This is a genomic window from Streptomyces sp. NPDC058240 (assembly GCF_042882135.1).
In the GTDB taxonomy this organism is placed as follows: Bacteria; Actinomycetota; Actinomycetes; order Streptomycetales; family Streptomycetaceae; genus Streptomyces.
In genome coordinates this window covers 12469-33682 of sequence record NZ_JBHVWT010000044.1, presented here as the reverse complement: position 1 = coordinate 33682, position 21214 = coordinate 12469, and the positions used below count along the sequence as shown (strand labels likewise).

General features: G+C 68.3%; 10 protein-coding genes and 9 pseudogenes. 7 read left to right on the top strand and 12 right to left on the bottom strand.

The features are described from left to right. The first annotated feature begins 86 nt into the window (after positions 1 to 86). From ACFVX4_RS35065 to ACFVX4_RS35045, 5 genes and pseudogenes are all read left to right on the top strand, one after another. Entirely contained in the window at positions 87 to 2378 is a 2292-nt protein-coding gene (locus ACFVX4_RS35065; protein ID WP_389985496.1) for a hypothetical protein, read from the top strand. Between the two features lie 12 nt (positions 2379 to 2390). Continuing rightward, the gene (locus ACFVX4_RS35060) at positions 2391 to 4613 is read left to right on the top strand and encodes an FAD-dependent oxidoreductase (RefSeq protein ID WP_389985493.1); all 2223 of its coding nucleotides are present in this window, start codon (positions 2391 to 2393) and stop codon (positions 4611 to 4613) included. Positions 4614 to 4638: 25 nt separating this feature from the next. After that, positions 4639 to 5505, top strand: a complete 867-nt coding sequence (locus ACFVX4_RS35055) for an NAD-dependent epimerase/dehydratase family protein (RefSeq protein WP_389985490.1) — start codon at positions 4639 to 4641, stop codon at positions 5503 to 5505. Positions 5506 to 5919: 414 nt separating this feature from the next. Next, positions 5920 to 6051 (top strand): annotated as a pseudogene (locus ACFVX4_RS35050) (IS5/IS1182 family transposase); the annotation flags it as partial. 71 nt (positions 6052 to 6122) lie between these two features. Then, positions 6123 to 6662, top strand: a pseudogene (locus ACFVX4_RS35045) (hypothetical protein); the annotation flags it as partial. Here the strand turns inward: ACFVX4_RS35045 and ACFVX4_RS35040 are convergent. Continuing rightward, complete coding sequence (locus ACFVX4_RS35040; protein WP_389985487.1) at positions 6602 to 9004, bottom strand: SpoIIE family protein phosphatase; 2403 nt, start codon at positions 9002 to 9004, stop codon at positions 6602 to 6604. The pseudogene ACFVX4_RS35045 and the gene ACFVX4_RS35040 sit on opposite strands and share 61 nt — an antisense overlap. 378 nt (positions 9005 to 9382) lie before the next feature. Here ACFVX4_RS35040 and ACFVX4_RS35035 point away from each other — a divergent pair. After that, positions 9383 to 9916 (top strand): annotated as a pseudogene (locus tag ACFVX4_RS35035) (ATP-dependent DNA ligase); the annotation flags it as partial. 45 nt (positions 9917 to 9961) lie between these two features. Here the strand turns inward: ACFVX4_RS35035 and ACFVX4_RS35030 are convergent. The 9 genes and pseudogenes from ACFVX4_RS35030 to ACFVX4_RS34990 form a co-directional block, all read right to left on the bottom strand. Continuing rightward, on the bottom strand, positions 9962 to 10345 hold the full coding sequence (locus tag ACFVX4_RS35030) for a glycoside hydrolase family 3 N-terminal domain-containing protein (protein ID WP_389985484.1): 384 nt from the start codon (positions 10343 to 10345) through the stop codon (positions 9962 to 9964). 98 nt (positions 10346 to 10443) lie between these two features. After that, a pseudogene (locus tag ACFVX4_RS35025) lies at positions 10444 to 10728 on the bottom strand (glycoside hydrolase family 3 N-terminal domain-containing protein); the annotation flags it as partial. 38 nt (positions 10729 to 10766) lie between these two features. After that, positions 10767 to 11102: a hypothetical protein gene (locus tag ACFVX4_RS35020; protein WP_389985481.1), complete on the bottom strand. Its 336-nt coding sequence runs from the start codon at positions 11100 to 11102 to the stop codon at positions 10767 to 10769. A 151-nt stretch (positions 11103 to 11253) separates the two neighbouring features. Further along, positions 11254 to 12072: a GH25 family lysozyme gene (locus tag ACFVX4_RS35015; protein WP_389985478.1), complete on the bottom strand. Its 819-nt coding sequence runs from the start codon at positions 12070 to 12072 to the stop codon at positions 11254 to 11256. A gap of 469 nt (positions 12073 to 12541) precedes the next feature. Next, positions 12542 to 13203: pseudogene (locus ACFVX4_RS35010) on the bottom strand (transposase). 66 nt (positions 13204 to 13269) lie between these two features. Beyond that, complete coding sequence (locus tag ACFVX4_RS35005; protein ID WP_389985475.1) at positions 13270 to 14148, bottom strand: hypothetical protein; 879 nt, start codon at positions 14146 to 14148, stop codon at positions 13270 to 13272. A 352-nt stretch (positions 14149 to 14500) separates the two neighbouring features. Then, complete coding sequence (locus ACFVX4_RS35000) at positions 14501 to 14812, bottom strand: hypothetical protein (protein ID WP_389985472.1); 312 nt, start codon at positions 14810 to 14812, stop codon at positions 14501 to 14503. Positions 14813 to 14950: 138 nt separating this feature from the next. Then, positions 14951 to 16525, bottom strand: a complete 1575-nt coding sequence (locus ACFVX4_RS34995; protein WP_389985469.1) for a N,N-dimethylformamidase beta subunit family domain-containing protein — start codon at positions 16523 to 16525, stop codon at positions 14951 to 14953. A 264-nt stretch (positions 16526 to 16789) separates the two neighbouring features. Continuing rightward, positions 16790 to 17407: pseudogene (locus tag ACFVX4_RS34990) on the bottom strand (ISAzo13 family transposase); the annotation flags it as partial. A 342-nt stretch (positions 17408 to 17749) separates the two neighbouring features. On the opposite strand from ACFVX4_RS34990, the pseudogene ACFVX4_RS34985 reads away from it, so the two are divergent. Next, positions 17750 to 18697: pseudogene (locus ACFVX4_RS34985) on the top strand (IS110 family transposase); the annotation flags it as partial. Here the strand turns inward: ACFVX4_RS34985 and ACFVX4_RS34980 are convergent. Both ACFVX4_RS34980 and recA read right to left on the bottom strand, forming a co-directional pair. Next, positions 18661 to 19230 (bottom strand): annotated as a pseudogene (locus ACFVX4_RS34980) (excinuclease ABC subunit A); the annotation flags it as partial. The pseudogenes ACFVX4_RS34985 and ACFVX4_RS34980 sit on opposite strands and share 37 nt — an antisense overlap. 327 nt (positions 19231 to 19557) lie before the next feature. Next, positions 19558 to 20565, bottom strand: a pseudogene (gene recA / locus ACFVX4_RS34975) (recombinase RecA); the annotation flags it as partial. Positions 20566 to 21214 lie beyond the last annotated feature (649 nt).

Genomic DNA, 21214 nt, shown 5'->3' with positions numbered 1-21214 from the left:
GGCCGAGCCCCGGCTCCCCCACCGCACGTTCCGCTTCGGAACATGCGCAGCATCCGGAACACCCCGAACAAGAGAAGGGCACCTCCATGTCAGTCGCCCGCCGCAGATTCATCCAGGGCACGGCCGTCGCCACCGGCGCCGCGCTGCTGCCGACCGTTCCCGCGTACGCCGCGGATCCGGTCACCATCGAGGCCGACGGCATCACCCTGGTCGGCCGGAGCGACGGCAGCGTCCTCGTGCAGGACGGTGCGGGCACCGACCGCATCCTGCTCAGCCACTTCATGATCAAGGACACCGCGCTCGGCCAGCAGCGCACCTTCGGCGGTACGCCCGCCCGGATCACGCTCCCCGACGGGCGGCCCGCGATTCAGGTCACGTACACGATGGCGAGCGGCACGTCCGGAGTCACGGTGCGCGGCACCTTCGACGTCACCCCTCGCAAGGCACACATGAAGTGGGAGGTCGGCGGCTCCAGCACGCTCACACCGGCCGGCTTCATGTTCTCCCGCACGGTGTACGGGGCGAGCGCGGCGGAGTCGTACGAAGCGCTGACCGTCTGGGAGCGGGATGCCCGAGGTGGCATTCCGTACGAGGTGAACGCGGGCGGCGCGTACGTGGAGACGTGGGCGGGATCGAAGGGCTTCTTCTGCCTCTCGTCGACCAACCCCGCGAGCACGAACGCCACGTGGGTCCATTCCCCCGGTACCTCGACCGGTGCGAGCACTGCGGTCACCGAGGCCGATCTGGTCCTCGGCGAGCTGCGGCCGCGCGGGGCGGGAGCGCTCGCTGCCAAGAGGCCCCTCGGCGTGGAGGTGTGGACCGACCAGCCGTTCAACCTCTACAAGGCGGCCGGGCAGACGATGACGCTCAAGGCGCAGGTCGTCAACGGCTCCGCCGCGGCCAGGAAGGTGACCCTGACGTGGTGGGCGCGGGACTTCGGCGGCAAGAAGATCGCCGGTGGAACGCTCTGCAAGAGCCTCGCGGCGGGCGCCGCCTGGAATGCCTCCTTTCCCCTGACCTCGCCGTCGCAGAACATCGTGTTCACCGAGGTGGAGGCGGTCAGCGGCAGTGACAAGGCGCTGGCCCGCACGAATCTGAGCGTGCTCCCGGAGTTCGCGTACAAGGCGGGCAAGGAGTCGATGTTCGGCCTCGCCAACTACCCCTGGCTGCTCAAGCCCGGCAGGGACGCCGTACTCGGGCTGGTCAGGACGCTCGGCATCAAGTGGATCCGCATCGCCTACGCGGGTGCCCCGGGCATCGACACCGCGACTCTGGACGCGAACGGCATCGGGCACAACGTGGAGCTGAGCGGCATCCCCGTGGGCGGCAGTCCGGAGCAGATCGCGGCCTGGGCCGACACGAATGTCGCCAAGGCCCTGGACGCCGAGGCCGCGTACTTCGAGGTGAGCAACGAGGTCAACCAGCCCTGGATGTCGGGCCGCGGCGCCGACGCCTACGTCCGGGACGGTCTGCGCCAGGTCACCACGCGCCTCGACGCGGCGGGCTCGCGGATGAAGGTCATGAACGCCGGCCTCGGCGGCATGGACTACGTATGGACCAAGAACTTCCATGACGCGGGCGGCTGGGACCTCATCGACGCCTTCGCCTTCCATCCCGGTCGCGGCAACTTCACCCCCGACTTCGCGCCGCCGCCCGAGGAGTGGACGCAGGGGTCGGCCGGCTCGTACTGGAACTTCCTCGGCGCGCTGCGCAAGGCGAACCAGGTCCTGGAAGAGTACGGCGGCGACAAGGAGCTCTGGCTCACCGAGGCGTACGCACCGACCCGGCCCAACGTGTGGTGGAGCGACACCTACCGGCACGCCGCCGAGAACACGCTGCTCACGCTCGCTCTCGCCAAGTCCGAGAAGGTGCGCGCCGTCAACTGGTACCAGCTGCACGACTCGGTGCTCTACCACCCGCAGGAGGCCGACCCGGCCAACCCCGAGTACCACTACGGCCTGATGAACCGCGACACCAGCGCCAAGCCCTCGCTCCTCGCCTTCGCGACCGCCGCCCGGGTCCTGGACGAGGCCGAGTTCGTCCGGCATCTCGCCTTCGCGGACCAGGACATCAAGGGGCTCCTCTTCACCACTCCCGGCGGACCGGTGTCGATCCTCTGGAGCCGCAAGGACGGGTACATCCTCAACTCCGAACACGGCGAGGATCCTTGGTACGCGTCGCCGGAGCCCTGGATCGACACCTGGACGACCAGGACCGCGGTCGTCGCTCACTCGGGGACGGTCAACGGAACGGTGCGGGAGCTGAACTGCATCGGCCAGGAACGCTCCTTGAAGGCCTCCGGCAGCAAGATCACCCTCACCCTCGACGGCGCCCCGCGCATCTACTACGGGCTCGCCGCCAATCCCGACTGGAAGTAAGTGACGTACGACATGAGGAATGAAACCGCACGGCACGACATCACCGTCGTCGGCGGCGGCCTGGCCGGGGTCTGCGCAGCGATCGCCGCGGCCCGGCTCGGCCGGAGCGTCGCGCTGATCAACAACAGGCCGGTGCTCGGCGGCAACGCGAGCAGCGAGGTCCGGGTCTGGGTGTGCGGTGCGACCGGCCACGGCAAGAACCACCATGCCCGTGAGGGCGGCATCATGGGCGAGCTGCTCGTGGAGAACCAGTTCCGCAACCCGGACGGGAACCCCTACTACTGGGACGCCGTGGTCCTGGACGCCGTGCGCGCCGAGCCCGGCATCACGCTCTACCTCAACACCGACGTGCGCGAGGTCGACGCCGAAGGTCCGGACGAGGCCCGGCGGATCACCTCGGTCACCGGCTGGATGATGGGCTCGGAGCGACGGATACGTTTCGAGAGCTCGCTCTTCCTCGACTGCACGGGAGACGGCCTGATCGGCCACCTGGCGGGCGCCCACCACCGCATCGGCCGGGAATCGCGCACCGAGTACGACGAGGCATGGGCTCCGGAGACGGCCGACGACATCACCCTGGGCTCCACTCTCCTCTTCTATACGAAGGATGCCGGTCACCCGGTCAAGTTCGTGCCCCCGAACTTCGCCAAGGACATCACCCGGACCTCCATCCCGCAGCGCCGCATCATCAAGGCGGGCGACAACGGCTGCGCGTACTGGTGGATCGAGTTCGGCGGCGAGCTCGACACCGTCCACGACAACGAACGCATCCGCGACGAGCTGTGGTCGGTGATCCACGGCATCTGGGACCACATCAAGAACTCCGGCGAGTTCGACGCGGCGAACATGACCCTGGAGTGGGTGGGCTCGATCCCCGGTAAACGGGAGTACCGGCGCTTCCTCGGCGACTACGTCCTGCACCAGGGCGACATCCTCGGCCAGACCGAGTTCGCCGACCGGGTCGCTTTCGGCGGCTGGTCGATCGACCTGCATCCGCCGCAGGGCATGTACGCCACCGAGGCAGGTGCCAGACAGCTCTACGCGGACGGCATTTACCACATTCCGTACCGCAGCCTCTACTCGGTGAACACCGAGAACCTGCTCTTCGCCGGGCGCAACATCTCCGCCAGCCATGTCGCCTTCGGCTCGACCCGCGTCATGGCGACCTGCGCCACGATCGGCCAGGCGGCCGGCACGGCGGCGGCGCTCTGCGCCACCGGGGATGTCACCCCGCGCGAACTCCCCGTACCCGAGCTGCACCGGGCGCTGCTGTGCCAGGATGCCTCGCTCATCGGCCTCGCCTCGACGGACCCGGAGGACCTGGCCCTGCGGGCGACGGCCACGGCATCGTCCACCTTGAGCAGCCTGGCAGTCGAGGACTCCGACGAGCCATGGCCGCTCGCGGCGGACGCCGGACTCGTCCTCCCCGCGGACCCGGACCTCTCCGGGGTGGAGCTGCTCGTCGACGCCGACCGCGACACCGAGATCGTGATCGATCTGTACGACCCCGAACTCGGCCAGAACTACGTCCCGCGCCGCCTCGTCACCTCCACCACCCTGCCCGTCGCCGCCGGTGCCCGGCAATGGCTCAAAACGGGCCTGGACTGGTCTCCCGAAACCCCGCGCAACGCCTTCCTGGTCGTCCGCGCCAACGACGCCCTCGCCCTGCACCGCTCCGACCGCCCGACCCCCGGCGTCCTGTGCTTCACGCGGGTCCCGCTGCGCCCGTCGGACGAATCGCCGCAGCCGCTGCGCGAGTGGACGGACATGGGTCTGCTGCGCCGCACCTTCTGCTTCCGTACGGGAGAGACCGCGGCCTACTCCCCCGCCAAGGCCATCGACGGCTATGCCCGCCCGTACGCGGGACCGCACATGTGGGTCTCCGCACCACTGGCGGACGCCCCTTCCCCCTGGATCGAGTTGGCCTGGCCCGAACCTGTCGCTCTGGGCCGGATCGAGGTCATCGCCGACGACGACGTCAACGAGGACCTGATCAACCTGCACCACCACCGCACGCCCTTCGACACCCTCCCCACCCTCCTTCGCGACTACCGCGTCGAGGCACTGGATACTGACGGCACCTGGCGCGTCATCGCCTGTGCGGCGCAGAATCGGCGGCGACGCGAGACGCACACGCCGGCGGAGCCGGTCACCACATCGGCGATCCGGGTCGTCGTCGAAGCCACCAACGGGGCGGCGTCGGCGCACGTCGTCGCCGTGCGCGCCTACGAGTAGAAGCACAACGCAGGAGAGTGACTGGATGGTCGGAAGAGCGATGGTCACCGGGGCCGCCGGGCGGATCGGGCGAGCGGTCCTCACGCTGCTCGCCGAGCGCGGGATCGAGGCGAACGCCTTGGTCCTCGATGATCCCGGTGATCTCGCGGCGCGCCTGGTCGTGACCGGTGACGCCGCCGATGCGAAGACCGTGCGGGCGGCTCTGGAGGGCGCCGACGCGGTCATCCACCTGGCGGCGATCCCGACTCCCGCGCGCAACACCGCATTCGAGGTCTTCGCGGGCAACAGCCTCTCGACCTTCACCGTCCTGGAGGAGGCCGGTCGGGCCGGGATCCGGCATGCGGCGGTGGCGAGCTCCTGGGGTGTCACGGGCCTGCCCTGGACAGACGCGGAGGATCCGCATCCACCGTACGCACCGGTCGATGAGGCGATGGCCTCCCAGGTGGCCGACCCCTACGGCCTGTCCAAACAGGTCGACGAGCTGACAGCGCAGATGATGGCGCGGCGGCACGGGATGAGCGTGGTGTGCCTGCGCTATCCGTACGTGGGCGGATTCGAGGAACGGCTGCACGCGCACGCCGCCCGGCTCACGGCCGACCCGGCCGCGGGGGCAAGGGACCTGTGGACGTACCTCGAGGTCCATGACGCGGCGAGGGCCGCGCTGCTGGCCTTGGACGTACCCGGCCGTGCGGCGCACACGGTACACCTCTGCGCCCCCGAGATCATCGTGCCGTACCCGACGGAGGAACTGCTGCGCCGCTACCACCCCACCACCGTGCTGCGACGCCCGCTGCCGGGTCGCACGGCGCCGGTCGACACCTCGGCCGCGCGCAGGCTGCTCGGGTTCACGGCACGGAATCTCCTCGGCCGCGGGGCGGTCACCCCGAGTTGAGATCATGACGGCCCCCGAGCTGCCGCAGAACGGGAGAGAACAGGACGCTTCCCAAGGCCGAGTGAGGTACCGAATGGCATACGCGACGACTCCACCAGTCGTCGTCAGCCGGGGCGAAGGTGAACGGCGCGACGCGGCCCGTGAAGTCGGCCGTCTCTGCCGTGACCCAGGCGGCCCTGAGCCGTGACGCCCCTCGCTCACTGCGCACCTTCCACATCCCGACGGGCGGCCCCCGATCGCGCGGGTGACGACCGAACAGCCCCTCGGCTCACTTGGGGAGCACCCGCGTCCACCACGTCGAGGACCCATCCGGCGCCCCGCTCGCCAGGACCACACTCCGCCACCGCCCGCTCCTGCGCCTCGGCCCCACCCAGTGAACCCTGGAGCCTGTCGAGGGTCCCTCTCCGGGGCTACCGGGGCTACGACATACCTGAACTGCGGAAATGGCTCCGCGGAAAACATATCGGCGTCCGCATCGCCCGCAACTACCTGGCATTCCTCGGCCTCGCCGCCACCCTCTGCTGCTACAAACGACTCCTCCGACTCCCACATAGGACAGCGTCTAGTACCAATACCAGTGACTTTGGTGGTGGTGTGTCGTTGGTCGCGCTACGTGCTGCGGGCAGATGCGCTTCATCACCGGCTACCGCCCTGAAGCCTTGCCCACGGTGAGCCGCTTCGCAGAGGTCTTTACCGGACACGACACCGTCGTCACGCCCTCCGGATCCTGCGCCGGCATGATCTGTCACCATGCTCCGTCGCAGCACTGCCGATCGGGACGCGTGATGCTCGACGATGCCCGGGCCAGGGAAGTCCTGCGGGAGGCGACCCCGGTCCGCTGCCGACATTGTCGACCGGCCCAGCCGCGTTCTCGCCGTCCTGCTGCTCGACACCCCCGCCGTCCGTGCACTCGCCACCGCCCTCGCCCTCAACACACCGCAGGACCGGGGGCAGGTGCGTTCGTGGGTGGTACAGCTCTTCCACCACCTTCCTCGGAGCTCGCCCTCGTGAGAATCGGGGACGCCGCCGCGATCGGCCTGCGCGCATCACTGAGACGCACCTGGGGGACCTCGCGGCCGCGTACGCGGCGCGCCGGCTACTCCACGGCCGAGGCGAGGGGCTGCTCGCTCCAGATGGTCTTGCCCCGCTGGCCGTAGCGACTGCCCCAGCGGGTGGTGAGCTGAGCCACGAGGTACAGACCGCGGCCTCCCTCGTCGGTCCAGCGGGCCCGGCACAGCCGTGGCTGGGTGCTGCTGGGATCGGACACCTCGCAGATCAGCACGTTGTCGCGGATGAGCCGTAGGACGATCGGGCCGCCCGCGTAGCGGATGGCATTGGTGACAAGTTCACTGACGATGAGTTCTGTGGTGAATGCGAGGTGGTCCAGACCCCAGGCAGCCAGTTGCCCTGTGGCGGCCTCCCGGGCCTCGGCCACGATGGCCGGGTCGGCGGGAAACTGCCAGGCGGCGGTCGAGTCGTCCGGCAGCGCCCTGGTGCGCGCGAGCAGCAGGGCCACGTCGTCGCGGGACGGCACCTCGGTTGCCCGGGAGAGCAGGGACCGGCCGACCTCGCCCAGGGACGGCACCCCGTCGCCATCACATAGCGTCGCGAGACTTTCGACCAGCTGTGACATACCGTCTTCGATGTCCTGCCCGTTGAGGGTGACGAGCCCGTCTGTGTACAGGGCGAGGATGCTGCCTGGCTCCAGTCGGAGGTTCGTGACCTCGAACGGCATGCCGCCCACCCCGAGGGGTGGGCCGGGGTCGATCTCGATCACCTGGGCCGTGCCGTCGGGGTGGAGCAGAACGGGTGGCGGATGGCCGGCGCTGGCCAGCGCGCACTGGCGGCTGACCGGGTCGTACAGCGCGTACAGGCAGGTCGCGCCCGCGACACTCGGCTGGGCGGGGTCGGCTTCCTCGGCGAGTTGCTGGACCAGGTCGTCGACGTGGGTGAGCAGCTCGTCGGGTTCCAGTTCGAGATCCGCGAGGGTCTGCACCGCCGTACGCAACCGCCCCATGGTCGCGGTGGCGTGCAGACCGTGGCCGACGACATCTCCTACAACAAGCGCCACGCGGAACGACGGCAGCGGGATCACGTCGAACCAGTCACCGCCGATGTCGGCCCCGCCTCCGGCGGGCACATAGTTGCCCGCCGCCTCGACCGCAGGAATGTCGCTGGTGGTACGGGGCAGCAGGCGCCGTTGCAGTGCCTCGGAGGCGCGGTGCTCCCGGGTGTACCGGCGGGCGTTGTCCACGCTCAGCGCGGCGCGGGAGGCGATCTCCGCCAGGAGTCTCCGGTCCTCCTCGACGAAGGGGTCGGGCCGGTCGGTTCGCCAGACCACGACGGCGCCGAGCAACAGGCCGCGCGCGAACAGAGGAGAGTAGAGGACCGAGTGACCGCGCTCGGGGACGAACAGGGGAGCCAATTCAGGTCCCAATTGCTCGCTCGCCTCCTGCACGGAGGCCAGGACGGTCTCTCCGCACCGCAGCTTCCGCAGAACGGGTGGGTCAGGCAACGGAGGGACGGCCTTGCCCGGTTGCAGGAGGCCGCTGGGGACGGATCCGGTGGCCGAGACCACCACGGCGCGGCGCAGGTGCCACAGTCCGGCGCCGACCAGCTTGGGCGGCTCGTCGCCCTGGAACACGGCCTCCGCGAGTTCCACCCAGGCCATGTCACCGAGAGCCGGGACGAGGACTTCGGCCAGATCCTGGGAGGTGCGGAGGACGTTCAGGGAGGTACCGATCCGCTCGGATGCCTCGTGAAGCAGATCCAGGTGGTGGAGGTCCCGCTGCTGGGCGGCGGAGGGCGTGAGCATTGTGGCGACACCCGTCGGCTGTCCCTGGGCATCCTCCAGCCGGAAGGCGGACAGGGACCACTGTCGGCCGGGAACCTGTGGGGGCCCCACCCGCTGCTCCCACCCGATCAGCGGCACCCCCGTGTCCAGGACCCGGCGCAGCACCGATTCGACCTCCTCCGCGTCCTGGGGGGACAGCGCCTCCCCCAGGAGGCCGCCCACGAGCGCGGCGGAACCGCCGGACGTCCCGGAGGTGGCGGCATTGGTGCGCACCGTGCCCAGGTCCAGGCCGTGGATGCCGATCTCGATCTGGTTTTGGGCGAACAGTGCCCGCGCGAGGGCGGTGTTCTGGTTCCACAGGTCCAGGTGCTGGGCGGGGAGGGCCAGGACGAGGCTCTGCGACGAGCCTTCCAGCCGCACCGCGCGAAAGATGACCTCGACCTGGTCACCGGAGGGGCGGCGGAGCACCGCGCGGCCCGCCAACGGGATCCCGGACCGTTGGGGGCTGTCCTGGCACCGCCCGTGGGAGGGGTAGGCGAGGAGGCTCCACACCGGGGAGCCGCAGGCTTCCTCGGCTGTGTGCTCCAGCAGGTCTGCGGCCGCCCGGGACCAGCGCAGCACGATGCCCTGATCGTCGAGCACCGCCGTCGCGATGTCGTCGAACGAGAACGACCGATCCCAAGCGTCATCAGTGGATGCGCCCATCGCGCTGTCCTTAGCCTCTACGGAGATACCTCAAGTTAAGTACGTTGTGGATAATTCCGGCGCGCATTGTTCCGCCATCGGGAGCCAGAACACTCGTTGCAACTCCCGGCCAGCGGAGACGCGTCGTGACCGGCGACAACCGGACGTGAAGCCGTCCGAGAATGCTGTCGCGCGCGTGAGACGGCTCGGCTCCCCGGGCGCATCCTCGGCGCGCGCGTCCGGGAACGCGGGCTGTCCGACTGCGGAACCGAGTGCTGCGAGTTCCGGGTAGGCGGTGGCGATGTCCGCCCCGGACCGGGACCGCAGGACCGTGGGCCCCTCGTTCGGCAGATACACCATGGACCGCTGCCCGTCCTGCTTGGCCTCCAATGCGGTGGCCGCACTCTGCTGGAGGGCCTGGGGCTGGACGAGGCACGGTGCCCGACGCCCGCAGCGGTCGTCGGGCACGGGACGCAGGCGCCGGAGATGACCCCGGCTGCGGGGCTGGAGGGGGTGCTCGCGGAGCAGCTTGCGTCCGTGCACGGACCCGGGATCCGCTCCCGCTCGTGGTCAAGGTCCCGCACGTCCGGACCGTCGATGTGATCGTGGGCGGGTGGGCGCCCGGCCGCGCCCGGCTCACCGGCCTGCCCGGCGCCCTGCTGGTGGGAGAGGCGTATGGGCGCGGACTGCGGGACGTGGGCAGTGTCGGCACCGGATGGAGCAACACCGAACGCACGACACTCGCCGCCCTGCTCGAAGTCGCGGGGATCGACGACTGCCCCTTCGAGAAGGCGCTGGGGGGACCGGAGCGCGGTGGGTACTGCCCCGCGTGGTCGGCGAGGTCCGCTACACCGCCAGGACCCGCGCGGGACTGCTGCGACACCCTCCTGCCACCGGCTGCGCCCCGACCTCGCACCGGACGACATCGCCTGACCCGGCGCGCCAAGGATTCCTGACCGGCGTGGGTGTTGTGCCCGGTCAGGATAGGCCGGCGCGAAGGGCGTTGACGCGCGCGGCGCCCGCGTCGAAGGCGGTTCCGTCGAGAGTGCCGGCCGCCAGGGCCTCGCTCAGTGCGGTCACTGCTTCCTCCCCCTGGGCGGCGTCGCGGGCCGAGCACAGAATCAGGTCCATGCCGGCCGCGGCAGCCAGTACGGCGCGTTCCGCCGTGCTGCCATAGGCCCGAAGAGCCCCGGCCTCCAAGGCGTCGGTGACCGTCACGCCCGAGAAACCGAGCCGGTTCCGCAGCTCGCCGACCACGGTCGGGGACAGGCCGGCGGGCCGGTCGGCGTCCAACGCCCGGTAGACGGCCCAGGACAGCATGACCAGCTTGGTCCCGGCCGAGATCGCCGCTCGGTACGGCACCTCGTCGACGCTGCGCAGCGTGGACGCGGACGCGGTGAGGGTGACGGGACCAGGTCGGTGTTCTGGTTCGCGGAGGCGGGGCCGAGGCCGGGGAAGTGCTTCGCGGTGGCCGCCACCCCGGTGTTCTGTTGCGCGGTGATGAAGGCCGAGCCGCAGGTGCCGACCGCCTCCTGGTCCTTGCTGTACGACCGCTCGTACTGGTCGGTGAAGTCGCCGGCCGTGCGGTACACGTCGAGCACCGGCGCCAGGTTGACGTTCATGCCGACGCCCGCGAGGTTCATGCCCGCACCGCTGCCGGTGGACTCCGCCTGTGTCTCCGGGTCCGTGGAGGCGCCGACGTCCTTCGCGGACATTACGGGCTCGCCGGGCAGGCGGCGCACCATGCCACCCTCCTGGTCGGTCATCAGGAGCAGCGGGGTCTTCAAGGGGCGGAGGTGTTCGCCTCGTTCATCGCCTGGATGACGCCCTCGATCTGGCTCAGGCTCTTGATGTTCTCCGCGAAGAAGATCACCCCGGCCGTACGACCCTCCCTGATCGCGTCCATCAGCCGGGCCGGAGGCGTAAGTCCCGGGTAGGAGTGGATGACGCACTGCCCGGCGCGCTGTGCCGGGGTCAGGGCGGGCAAGCGGGAGCGCGACCTCTCGGGAATTCGCACGGCCGCGTCCGTACTGCCCGCCAGCCCCAGCCCGCCGGCCAGGGCCGCCGTTCCGGCGAGCAGAGCGCCGCGCCTGCTGAGGGGCTGTGGGGTCGGGTTCATGACTTGCTCCTTCGCGAACTGTCATTGCGCCCGGCCGGGCCGTCGGCCGGAACTCCAGGTCGGAGCAGGTCAGTTGACCTGCTCCGACCGCGGTACCGATCACGCCGGGGTCACACCCCCGGAGGTGGTCACCGTGTACTGGCACCCGCTGTCACGGGGTGTTGTTGGCCAGGGCCAGCAGGCGAGAGCGGTCGCCGCTGAAGCGGTCGCGGTCGACGTTCCCGGAGATGCCGCTCACCGAGCCAGTGGACGTGTACTGCCAGACGGTCCAGAACGGGAAGCCCTGCGGGATGCTGGGGCTGCCTGCGGAGGTCCAGTGGGCCACCCACAGCGGGCTCCTGGTGGACATGCCGGTCCAGCCGCCGGTGCAGGAGTTCCACCAGCTCGGGCTGGTGTAGATCACGACGTCGCGGCCGGTGCGGGCCTTGTACGTGTTGTAGAAGTCGAGGATCCAGGACTGCATCGCCGCGGGCGTCTTGCCGTAGCAACTGCCCTCGATGTCCATCACGCCGGGGAGCGTCAGGTTGTCGCGGGACCAGGCGCCACCGTTGCTGGCGAAGAAGTTTGCCTGCTCCGCGCCGCCGGACACGTCGGGCCGCGCGAAGTGGTACGCGCCCCGGATCACGCCGGCGTTGTAGGCGCCCAGGTAGTTGGCGCTGAACGTGGGGTCCTTGTACGAGGTGCCCTCGGTCGCCTTCATCCAGGCGAACTCGATGCCCGCGCCGCGGACCGCGCCCCAGTTGATGCTGCCCTGCCAGCTGGAGACGTCCACACCCACGGGGTTCGCCAGGAGGTTCGCATCCGGCGTCGCGTCAAGGTGCAGCTGCCGGGTGTCCGGCTTGAAGTCCTTGCTGTCCTGGACGTAGCCCACGCCCATGTAGCCCTTACCCGTCGGTACGCCGCCGTCCGACGGCAGCGGTGCCGAGGAGGCGGTGCCCGACATCAGACTGAGGGCCAGTGCGGCGCTCATGCCGATAACACCGGCCGCAGTGAGTCTTTGCTGTGTGGATTTGAGGGAAAGGCTCCGGGGGAACAAGGCTTCCTCCTGCTTGGTGGGGGGGGAAATGCAGTGGCGCCGAGTGGTCCTTCGGTGCGGTGGATCTCGGCGCACCAGTGTGAGAGCGGCGCGGCAAACAGAAAGGTCGGTGTGCGTCCGGTCTGGAGGAGTCGGCCGCTCGCTTCCCGCAGAGGGATCTCGCGCAGTTGATTGACGCGGACACGACACAGTGAGCCACAGGGGCGTGCGCGCGGTAAACAGTTTTCCGGTTCGTTAGTGGTCTAGACCAATCTGCACTCCGGTGAGCTGCGGAAACGAATCGACATCGGCAGAACTTTTTTCAAGTGGCGGTATCGACAAAGGAGTTGGCGGCACGCAACAGCAAGCCGATCGGAGCCACAACCGCACGGGACCCGGTTCGGGACAGCCCTTACTGATCGTTTCAGAACGAGGTTCGGAGGCGTCGCAAGCAGATGATGCTGCAGGCGAGTTGGAGTAGGCCGAGGTGGAGGTCGGCGCGTATCTCGTAGCGGATCCGGAGCCGCTTGAACTGGTGAAGCCAGGCGAAGGTCCGCTCGACGGCCGGTCCACAAACGGGCCGGGAAGCTCGCCGGGCAGCGCCGGGCGGATCTGGATGCGCTCGGTATGCGCTGGTAGACAAATGGGGTGCAGACGCACGAGGGCCTGGATCCGATGTGGATCCAGGCCCCTCTCGCGTCTGCTCGCGCCATGCGCACCGCGACGCGGATTCGTGCGCAACGTGCGTGCCATCGGTTGCACTGCCATGAGGTTGGCGCCGTACATCGGCCTGATCCACAGTCAGGAGCAGGCCAGAGTCGGGCAGGACAGTGCCAAATACAGCCGGATCAGGTTCAGACCACCCGGCTCGGCGGTGGACTTCGAGATCCCGAAGCACGGTGGCAGAGCCCGCCAGGCACACCCGCTCACCAGCACGTAGATAATGGCCGCGAACAGCGTCTCATCAGGGGTGTCCTGCGTCCCGCCGCCCTGCGGACGCACACTCGACGGCGGGATCAGCGGCTTCGCGATCTCCCACAGCCCGTCCGGAACAATCCAACTCCAAGTGCCCCGCCCCGTGGACAGCACAACGCGCGATCGCTATATAGGACACCACCTTGCTCGTCCATGAATTCCTGATGCTGCGCCGGTTCAGCCGGTCTGGGTGTAGTGCTGCAGATAGAGGAAGATCGACTTCCAGCCCGAACCCACGTTGACGATGTGCAGCTGACCGCCCGATGGACCGAAGTCCCAGGCGGTGATCCCCTGAACCTCATCTCCGGACTCCACGTCCTGATGGAACTCGTAGGCAACCTGACCGGAGTTGATGTCGATCGAGTGAACTGACTTCGCCGAGTCGTCCACGGAGGCATAGAGCTTGCCCTGCCACATCGCGGCACCCTGGATCCTACTCAGGGGCTGTGACAGCGTCACGGTCCTCACCACAGGAAGCGTCGAGCCGGCCGGAAGATTCAGCAGGTCGTTCAGGCTATAGGCGACTAGTTTGTTCGTGCCCTGCGCGGCATCCTGATCCCAGGGCGAGGTGTAGACCAGTCCCGCAGCAGCGTCCACCGCGACCCACGGCACGCCGCCCGGCATCTGCGCAAGGGGCAGTTGCACATAGCGACCCGTGTAGCTCAGGTCACTCGCGTTGTACAGCGCCAGCAGCGGATGCTGGTAGCCACTGTCACCATCCTCGATCGGCGCGATCACATAGCCGCCGTAGTACTCCACGTCCCCTATGTGATCGCTGCCGTACGTCCCGCTCAGCTCCCGGGGAATCGGGGCCACCGATGATGCGACCTCGGAGTCGTTGGCGACGGTGGCCTTCACCATCCCGCCGGGCCCGGCATAGTAGAAATACGACCCGTCCGTCGCCACACCCTGCCCGCGCTCCAGCGCATTGAGCCCTGTCCACCGCTGATAGTCCGCCGTCCGTGCCCAGGTCGCGGCCATTGCGGGAGACGCCGCACTCCCGATGAGTGTCGCGGCCGCGACTAACGCGACCGCCGAGATCCTGCCCAGCTTCATCTGATTCCACCCTCCCTTTGTTCTGCAATGCGGAACATCGTTTTTTCAGGGGCGAGTGGATTACAGCAGCGGCGGACGACCACCGTCAATGAGCACTGGATGAACACCGGTTCACCTACGAAGCGGGGCAGCGACTCGAGCCGCCCCATCAGGTTCTTCGCGGTCCTGCAAGGGGATGTGTTCGATGGCGACGGCGGCGGTGGACGGACACCCGGTCGCCGTTACCAGCAGCGCCGACGAGACGGTGCGGGTGCGGAACCTGACCACCGGCCGACAGGTCGGCGAGCTGCTGCAGGTCGATGACTGCCCGGTGGCAGTGGTCTCGAATCCTTCACTGCCAGGGCCACAGGGGTCAACGCACCGCCGTGACGAGCACCCTGCCCCGACCATGAGGCCACAACCCCCGAACGCAGAGGAACAACCGAGGATGGGGAACAACGGAGAGCAGGCCGACAGCGGGCCCAACGCGCTCGCCGACGTCGTCCTGCGCGAGGCGGAAGGCCAGCTGCCCATGACGCTGGAGGGCATCGTGCGCTGCGTCCAGAACCGCGCCCGCCTCGTTCACGCGCTGCATGAACGCCTCGGTCCGGCCGTGGCACGGGAGCTTGTCGTGCGCTGGAGCGGCGAGGAGTTCGTCGTCACCGACCCCGCCGCGATCGGCCACCAGGTCACCGTGCTGACCGGCAACGACCGGATCACCGTCCTCACCTCCCGCAGGTGGCTGGCCTGTGGCCGCACGATCCGGCCGTGCTCGACCGCGCCCGTGGGAACGGTGTTCTCCGGCGGGGTGGTACCGCTGGTGTCAGCGTGGTGCGGACGCGTACACGTCTCTCACATCGTCCCTGGGCTTTGGCCTGTTCCGGCCGCACGGGCCCGCCGCGAAGGCGTGGAGCAGATTCTCCGTGCTGCGGGTGACGAAAGCTCCCGTACGAGCGTCCATGCCGTGGTTGCGTCCGTTCTCGCGGGTTCCCGCCATCAGAGCCTCGACCCACCGCATCGTCCCCGAGGCGAAGACGCCCGCCCCGCTCGGCACGGTGTAGTAGGCGGAGTCGGCGTAACTGGGCCTGCCCTTACAAACGAGGGGGGAATGGGCGATGATCTCGAGCGGTGCCGGGGTGGGCATGCCGGGAGTGACCCGGTCGTACTCCACCCCGACCAGATGGTCGAAGGAGGCTCCTCGCTTCACGCCTGTCCCCTCGAAGAGCCAGTGGTCGCTCCGGCGGACGACATACGGGGCGTCCACGGGATAGCCCTCGTAGAGGACACCGGTCAGAGATGACTCGGGGGAGGCGCCGGGTGGCTGGCGAAAGTTGTTGGTCGGCATGTCCGGGTGGTCGGCGAGGTACGGGTCGCTCCGGTAGTTGGTCTTGTAGCAGACGACGGTGCGGTCGGCGCCGGTGGCGTCCGGCTCCAGCCTGACCCTGCGGAAACAGGTGTTGGCCCCGAGGAAGGCCACGTTCGTGCCTGTGTCGCGCGCCCGGGTGACGTACGCCCGTTGCTGCGGCGTCCAGTACTCGTCATGTCCCAGCGAGACAGCTCCGGCCGCGTTGTGGAAAATGTCGGGGTCGCGATGGATGTCCAGGCCCGTGGTGTAGGCGAGCGGGATACCCAGCTTCTCCGCCAGGACCACCACCGCCCGTTCGTAAACCATGAACTTCTCGGCGCCGTTGCCGTCGTAGGGCCGGTCGAAGCTAACGGCGAGCGACCGCGTGCCGTACGCGCCGTTCTCGCCCTGGTAAAGGCTGTAGCCGCCCCACAGGTTGTACGCCTGCCATGTTGCCGGGGCGTGCATCAACACGATTCTGCCAGCGGCGCTCGCCGAGCGGACGATCAGTGGCACATAGTGCTGGTGGGCGTCGTCCGAGTCCAGCCGGAGCAGATACGCTCCCTCCGGCCAGCCGCTGGTGCGGACGGGGAGTGTGCGTTGCCAGTCCGCCCGTACGGTACGGGTGGCCTGGACCAGCCGGGGACGGCCCTGGACCGACCCGGCAACACGGTGCGAACGCCAGACCAGTCGCGCCTGCGCCCCGTCGTACCAGCCGACGCGGTAGGCCGAGACCCGGAACGCCGGGGCGGTGGTGGAGACGTACAGGCCGAGCTCCTCGCCCGGCAGCACACTCACCTTGTCGGCATAACCCTCGATGGCCCCGGGCGGTCCCATCGAACGGACCCGCCAGTCGGAGTCCCCCGCCCGGGCGTTCTCCCCTCTCTCGGCGCGGCGACCGGCGCCGGGCGGGGTGGACCCGCCGGTCCCGGAGGAGTGGCAACCGGTCACCGCCACACCGCCAGCCATCACCCCGCTCGCCGCCGCAGCGAGGAAGAGCCTGCGGTCCAGCCGGCCAGGGATCCCGGCGTCCTGCCCCTCACCGTGCTTCATGTCGCCCGCCGATCCCGTTCCGCAACACTGACGTCGGCCATCGTCCCCCGCCACCTGCTCGGGGACGACGAGGCAGGGCCGAGCCGGGTACGGGCCGCGTCGTGTCGCGGCATCGCAAATCTCCCGACTCCCAGATGCTCGGGCGGGCCCCCCGACGCGACAGTCGGGTCGCCGTCATGCCCGGGGAACACCGCCAAACGCAGATTGGCCGCCAGCCAGAGCTGACAGCCAATCATGAAAGATAAATACTAAAGGGCTTGCAGATCATTGACACGTCGTCTTGATCTTGTTGTGGGACTCGGCGGTTTGGGCGAGGACCCTCGCCTGGAGGGCCGCGAGGACGACGGGTGGTGTCGTCGCGGGTGGGATGGTGATGCCGTGTGCCTTGAGCAGTTTCCTGTTCTTCAGGAGAGTGCGGTGCATCGCGGAACGGCTGCTGCCGAACAGGACGGCGCGAGGTTCTGCGGCCAGGGCGGCCCGCAGACTGAGCACAGTGCCCAGGACATGTTCGGGGAAGGTGAGCCGGGGCGGTCGGCCGCGCCGGGCATCGCCGTCGGGGGCCAGATTCTCTGCGAGCGCGTCCAGTTGCTGCCGGGACATCCCGGTCAGGGCGGGATCGGACAGCAGGACCTGATCCCGCGGCGGGGGCGGTTTCTGCGGAGCCCGGGCCGCCGGGACGGCGGGGCATGGCTGCGGGTGCAGGGCATGGTTCCAGTCGCCGTGAAATGCGTGCCGGGTCAGTGGCAGGGCCGCCATCTCCGCGTCGGCGATACGGACTCCGGTGGGGTAGGTGTTGGTGTCGAGTGCGGCCTTCACGCGCAGTCCGGTGCGGGTGGTGGTTGCGGCGATGGACTGGACGATGATTTCGTGGCTGGTCAGCGGTCCGTTAACCGAACTAAGTCGTGAGTCTTTGCAGGTCAGCGATCCAGCGCACCTTCGGTGCGCGCCGGGGGCGTGGTAAATCCCGTGGCGCGCGCCGAAGGTACTTCTGTCTGCCCTTACGAGGGCTGATTGCCGTCCGGGACGCTGGAGGAGTTCGTTCCGGCCGAAACCGATGCCTCTGTGATGCCAGTGAGCTCGCAGGTCAGCGTGGTGCTGGGGGCCATCCACGGGAACCGTGGAGTGTTGCTGCGAAGCACGTGCGTCAGAATTCCTGATTCACCCTGGCCCTCCCGGAACGGCATACGACGGTCGGTCCGGGAGGGCCAGGGAGGGAGCAAGGCCGTGGACGTACTGCACGAACGCTGCGCCGGCCTCGACATCAGCAAGAAGGACGCCAAGGTGTGCGTCCGAACCCCGAGTACGAAGCGGCGGGGTTCCTTCACGACCGAGACCACGACGTGGGGATCGACCACGAACGCGGTCCTCGACCTGCGGGACCACCTGCCCTCCGCCGAGGTCACCCTGGTGGTGATCGAGGCGACCTCGGACTACTGGAAGCCCTTCTGCTACATGCTGGCCGAGGGCCTGAACGTGATCCTGGTCAACGCGCGGCAGGTCAAGAATCTGCCCGGCCGCAAGACGGACGTCTCGGACGCGGCCTGGCTGCCCCAGCTCGGAGCCCACGGCCTGGTCAGGCCCTCCTTCGTGCCGCCCGAGCCGGTGCGCGAACTGCGGGACCTGAACCGCGCCCGGACCACCGCCACCCGTGAACGCGGCCGTGTGGTCCAGCGGGTGGAGAAGTTGCTTGAGGACACCGGCATCAAACTCTCCGCGGTCGCCTCCGACATCATGGGCGTCTCTGGACGGGCCATGCTCGAAGCCCTCATCCGCGGCGAAGCCGACCCGCACATCCTCGCGGACCTGGCCAAACGCAAGCTCCGCAACAAGATCCCCGAACTTACCGAGGCCCTGACCGGACGCTTCCGCGAACACCACGCGTTCCTGACCCGCCTGCACCTGGACCAGTACGACCAGCTCACAACAATGATCGACCAGCTCACCGGACGGATCGAAGAGGCGATGGCACCCTTTCGTGACGCCCTCGACCTGCTCGACACCATCCCCGGCATCAACCAGGCCACAGCCCAAGTGATCATCGCGGAGACCGGCGAGGACATGACGCGGTTCGCCACCGCCAAGCACCTCGCGTCCTGGGCCGGGGTCTGCCACGGCCACCACGAGTCCGCCGGCCGCGGCGTGGCCAGCGCAAGAACCGTCCCGTCAACCCGGACCCGGCTGAACCCATCGGCTGACAACTGCCGGAAGATCTCGACATGTTCGCCCCTGCGGTCGCGAACGACCGGGCCAGCAGTTGGAAGCGGGTTCCCTCATCCTCGTCCAGCAGCAGGTCGACGATGCGCTGCGGTGTCTGCCGGCTGACCGGCTCGCCGCACTCGGGGCAGTGGGGGTGGCCGATCCGGGCGTACAGCAGGCGCAGGTGGTCGTAGACCTCGGTGATGGTGCCCACCGTGGAGCGCGGGTTCCGATTCGACGTCTTCTGATCAATGGCGATCGCCGGGGACAGTCCCTCGATGGCATCGATGTCGGGCTTGTCGAGCTGCCCGAGAAACTTGCCGCGCATATGCGGAGAGGGATTCGATATATCGCCGCTGCCCCTCGGCAAATATGGTATCGAATGCCAGGCTTGACTTTCCGGATCCGGATACGCCCGTGAACACGATAAGCGCATCCCTGGGTAGTTCGACGGACACGTCACGGAGATTGTGCTGACGTGCACCCTTGACGACGAGCCGATTTATCACTTCGTGAACCTCAGGCGATTTCGAGAACTAGCCGAGACCAACCGTAACATCGTGCCGTCACACGCCAAGCCCACTTTCCAGAACCAGCCCTGCGTGGAAAATATCGCCCTTGACAGAGAAGTTCATCGCGCGCACAAGAGGAAATCTGAGTTGATTCAAAAAGCGGCGAGAAGAACGCATGAGTGACACTTGACCTCTCACAGAAAGTGTGAGCAATGGTTCTGCCGCGACGTCCGTGCGGTGCGGCAGGGCAGCCCTGATCGGCATGGCAGAGGGCTGGGACTCGTTCTGGGCGTATGAAGTGTCGACCACGCCCTGGCGGACCAGCTCTGCGGACTCCTCGAAGCGAACACCGATGCCGAGCTTCTCCAGGATCTTCTTCTCGATCTCGTCGGCGAGATCGGGGTTGTCCTTGAGGAAGTTGCGGGAGTTCTCCTTGCCCTGGCCGAGCTGGTCACCCTCGTAGGTGTACCAGGCACCCGCCTTGCGGACGAAGCCGTGCTCCACGCCCATGTCGATCAGACCGCCCTCGCGGCTGATGCCCTGGCCGTAGAGGATGTCGAACTCGGCCTGCTTGAAGGGCGGCGCGACCTTGTTCTTGACGACCTTGACGCGGGTGCGGTTGCCGACGGCGTCGGTGCCGTCCTTCAGCGTCTCGATCCGGCGGATGTCGAGGCGCACCGAGGCGTAGAACTTCAGCGCCCGGCCACCGGTCGTGGTCTCCGGCGAGCCGAACATCACACCGATCTTCTCGCGGAGCTGGTTGATGAAGATCGCCGTGGTCTTCGACTGGTTGAGCGCGCTGGTGATCTTCCGGAGCGCCTGGCTCATCAGACGCGCCTGCAGACCCACGTGCGAGTCGCCCATCTCGCCCTCGATCTCCGCACGCGGCACGAGCGCCGCGACGGAGTCGATGACGATCAGATCGAGGGCGCCGGAGCGGACCAGCATGTCCACGATCTCGAGAGCCTGCTCGCCGTTGTCCGGCTGGGACAGGATGAGGCTGTCGATGTCGACGCCGAGCTTCTTCGCGTACTCGGGGTCGAGGGCGTGCTCCGCGTCGATGAAGGCGACCGAGCCGCCGAGCTTCTGCGCGTTCGCCACCGCGTGCAGTGTCAGCGTCGTCTTACCGGAAGACTCCGGTCCGTACACCTCCACCACACGGCCGCGCGGCAGGCCGCCGACGCCGAGGGCCACGTCGAGGGCGGTCGACCCGGTGGGGATCACTTCGATGGGCTCGTTCGGCCGCTCACCGAGGCGCATCACCGCGCCCTTGCCGAATTGCCGTTCAATCTGCGCCAGTACCAGATCCAGCGCTTTGTCCCTGTCAGCCATGCGCAATCCCACTTCTCACTCTTCGCTCCGCACGGCTGTCGCCCGGAGGACATGACAGCGGGTCCCGACGCGGAGGAGAAAGACTCGCGCACGCACGTGCGTGCGTGCAGTGAGGCGCATCTCATCGATATGCGTGTCTCTCACAGAGTATCAATAGAGCGTCACAGTCGGCTGTTGCGAGGTGTCCGGCCAGTACGCAAGCGTCGCAGGGGTATTCAGTACACAGACACCACAAAGCAGAGTGCCATGCCGCACAAGCCAACAGCTTCCGCCACACGTTGATGACGCAGAAGGCCCGCGCCAAAGGCGTGCGGGCGCTGGTCTTCTGCGCCGGATCCGTCCATCTGAGGTGCAACTCACCTCCCATCGACTCATCGCTGATGCCTACGACCTGCCCGAGTTCCTTCTTCGACCCGGTGCGTTTCCGAGGATGTGACCGGAATTACATACATAGCCACGCGCGGCGAAGTGGGAAAATGGAAGAGCTGGTTCGCAGAGGCTTTGCGCGCTCATCCGTATGACCGCGCCGATCTCTGCGCTCCCACACTTGCCCGCTACCGGCCGTCTGCGGCCGGGACTGGGCGGTGGGACGGCCGTACGCCCTGCAACACACTCAGGCACGGCCGAGCGCGGCGCCGCACGCACAGCG

What these genes read in the sequence shown, in the direction of transcription:
- ACFVX4_RS35065 (WP_389985496.1), top strand. Translation starts at nt 87, where the DNA reads ATGTCAGTCGCCCGCCGCAGATTCATCCAGGGCACGGCCGTCGCCACC.
- ACFVX4_RS35055 (WP_389985490.1), top strand. Translation starts at nt 4,639, where the DNA reads ATGGTCGGAAGAGCGATGGTCACCGGGGCCGCCGGGCGGATCGGGCGA.
- ACFVX4_RS35020 (WP_389985481.1), bottom strand. Translation starts at nt 11,102, where the DNA reads ATGAACCCGACCCCACAGCCCCTCAGCAGGCGCGGCGCTCTGCTCGCC.
- ACFVX4_RS35015 (WP_389985478.1), bottom strand. Translation starts at nt 12,072, where the DNA reads ATGAGCGCCGCACTGGCCCTCAGTCTGATGTCGGGCACCGCCTCCTCG.
- ACFVX4_RS34995 (WP_389985469.1), bottom strand. Translation starts at nt 16,525, where the DNA reads ATGAAGCACGGTGAGGGGCAGGACGCCGGGATCCCTGGCCGGCTGGAC.
- ACFVX4_RS35060 (WP_389985493.1), top strand. Translation starts at nt 2,391, where the DNA reads ATGAGGAATGAAACCGCACGGCACGACATCACCGTCGTCGGCGGCGGC.
- ACFVX4_RS35005 (WP_389985475.1), bottom strand. Translation starts at nt 14,148, where the DNA reads ATGAAGCTGGGCAGGATCTCGGCGGTCGCGTTAGTCGCGGCCGCGACA.
- ACFVX4_RS35040 (WP_389985487.1), bottom strand. Translation starts at nt 9,004, where the DNA reads ATGGGCGCATCCACTGATGACGCTTGGGATCGGTCGTTCTCGTTCGAC.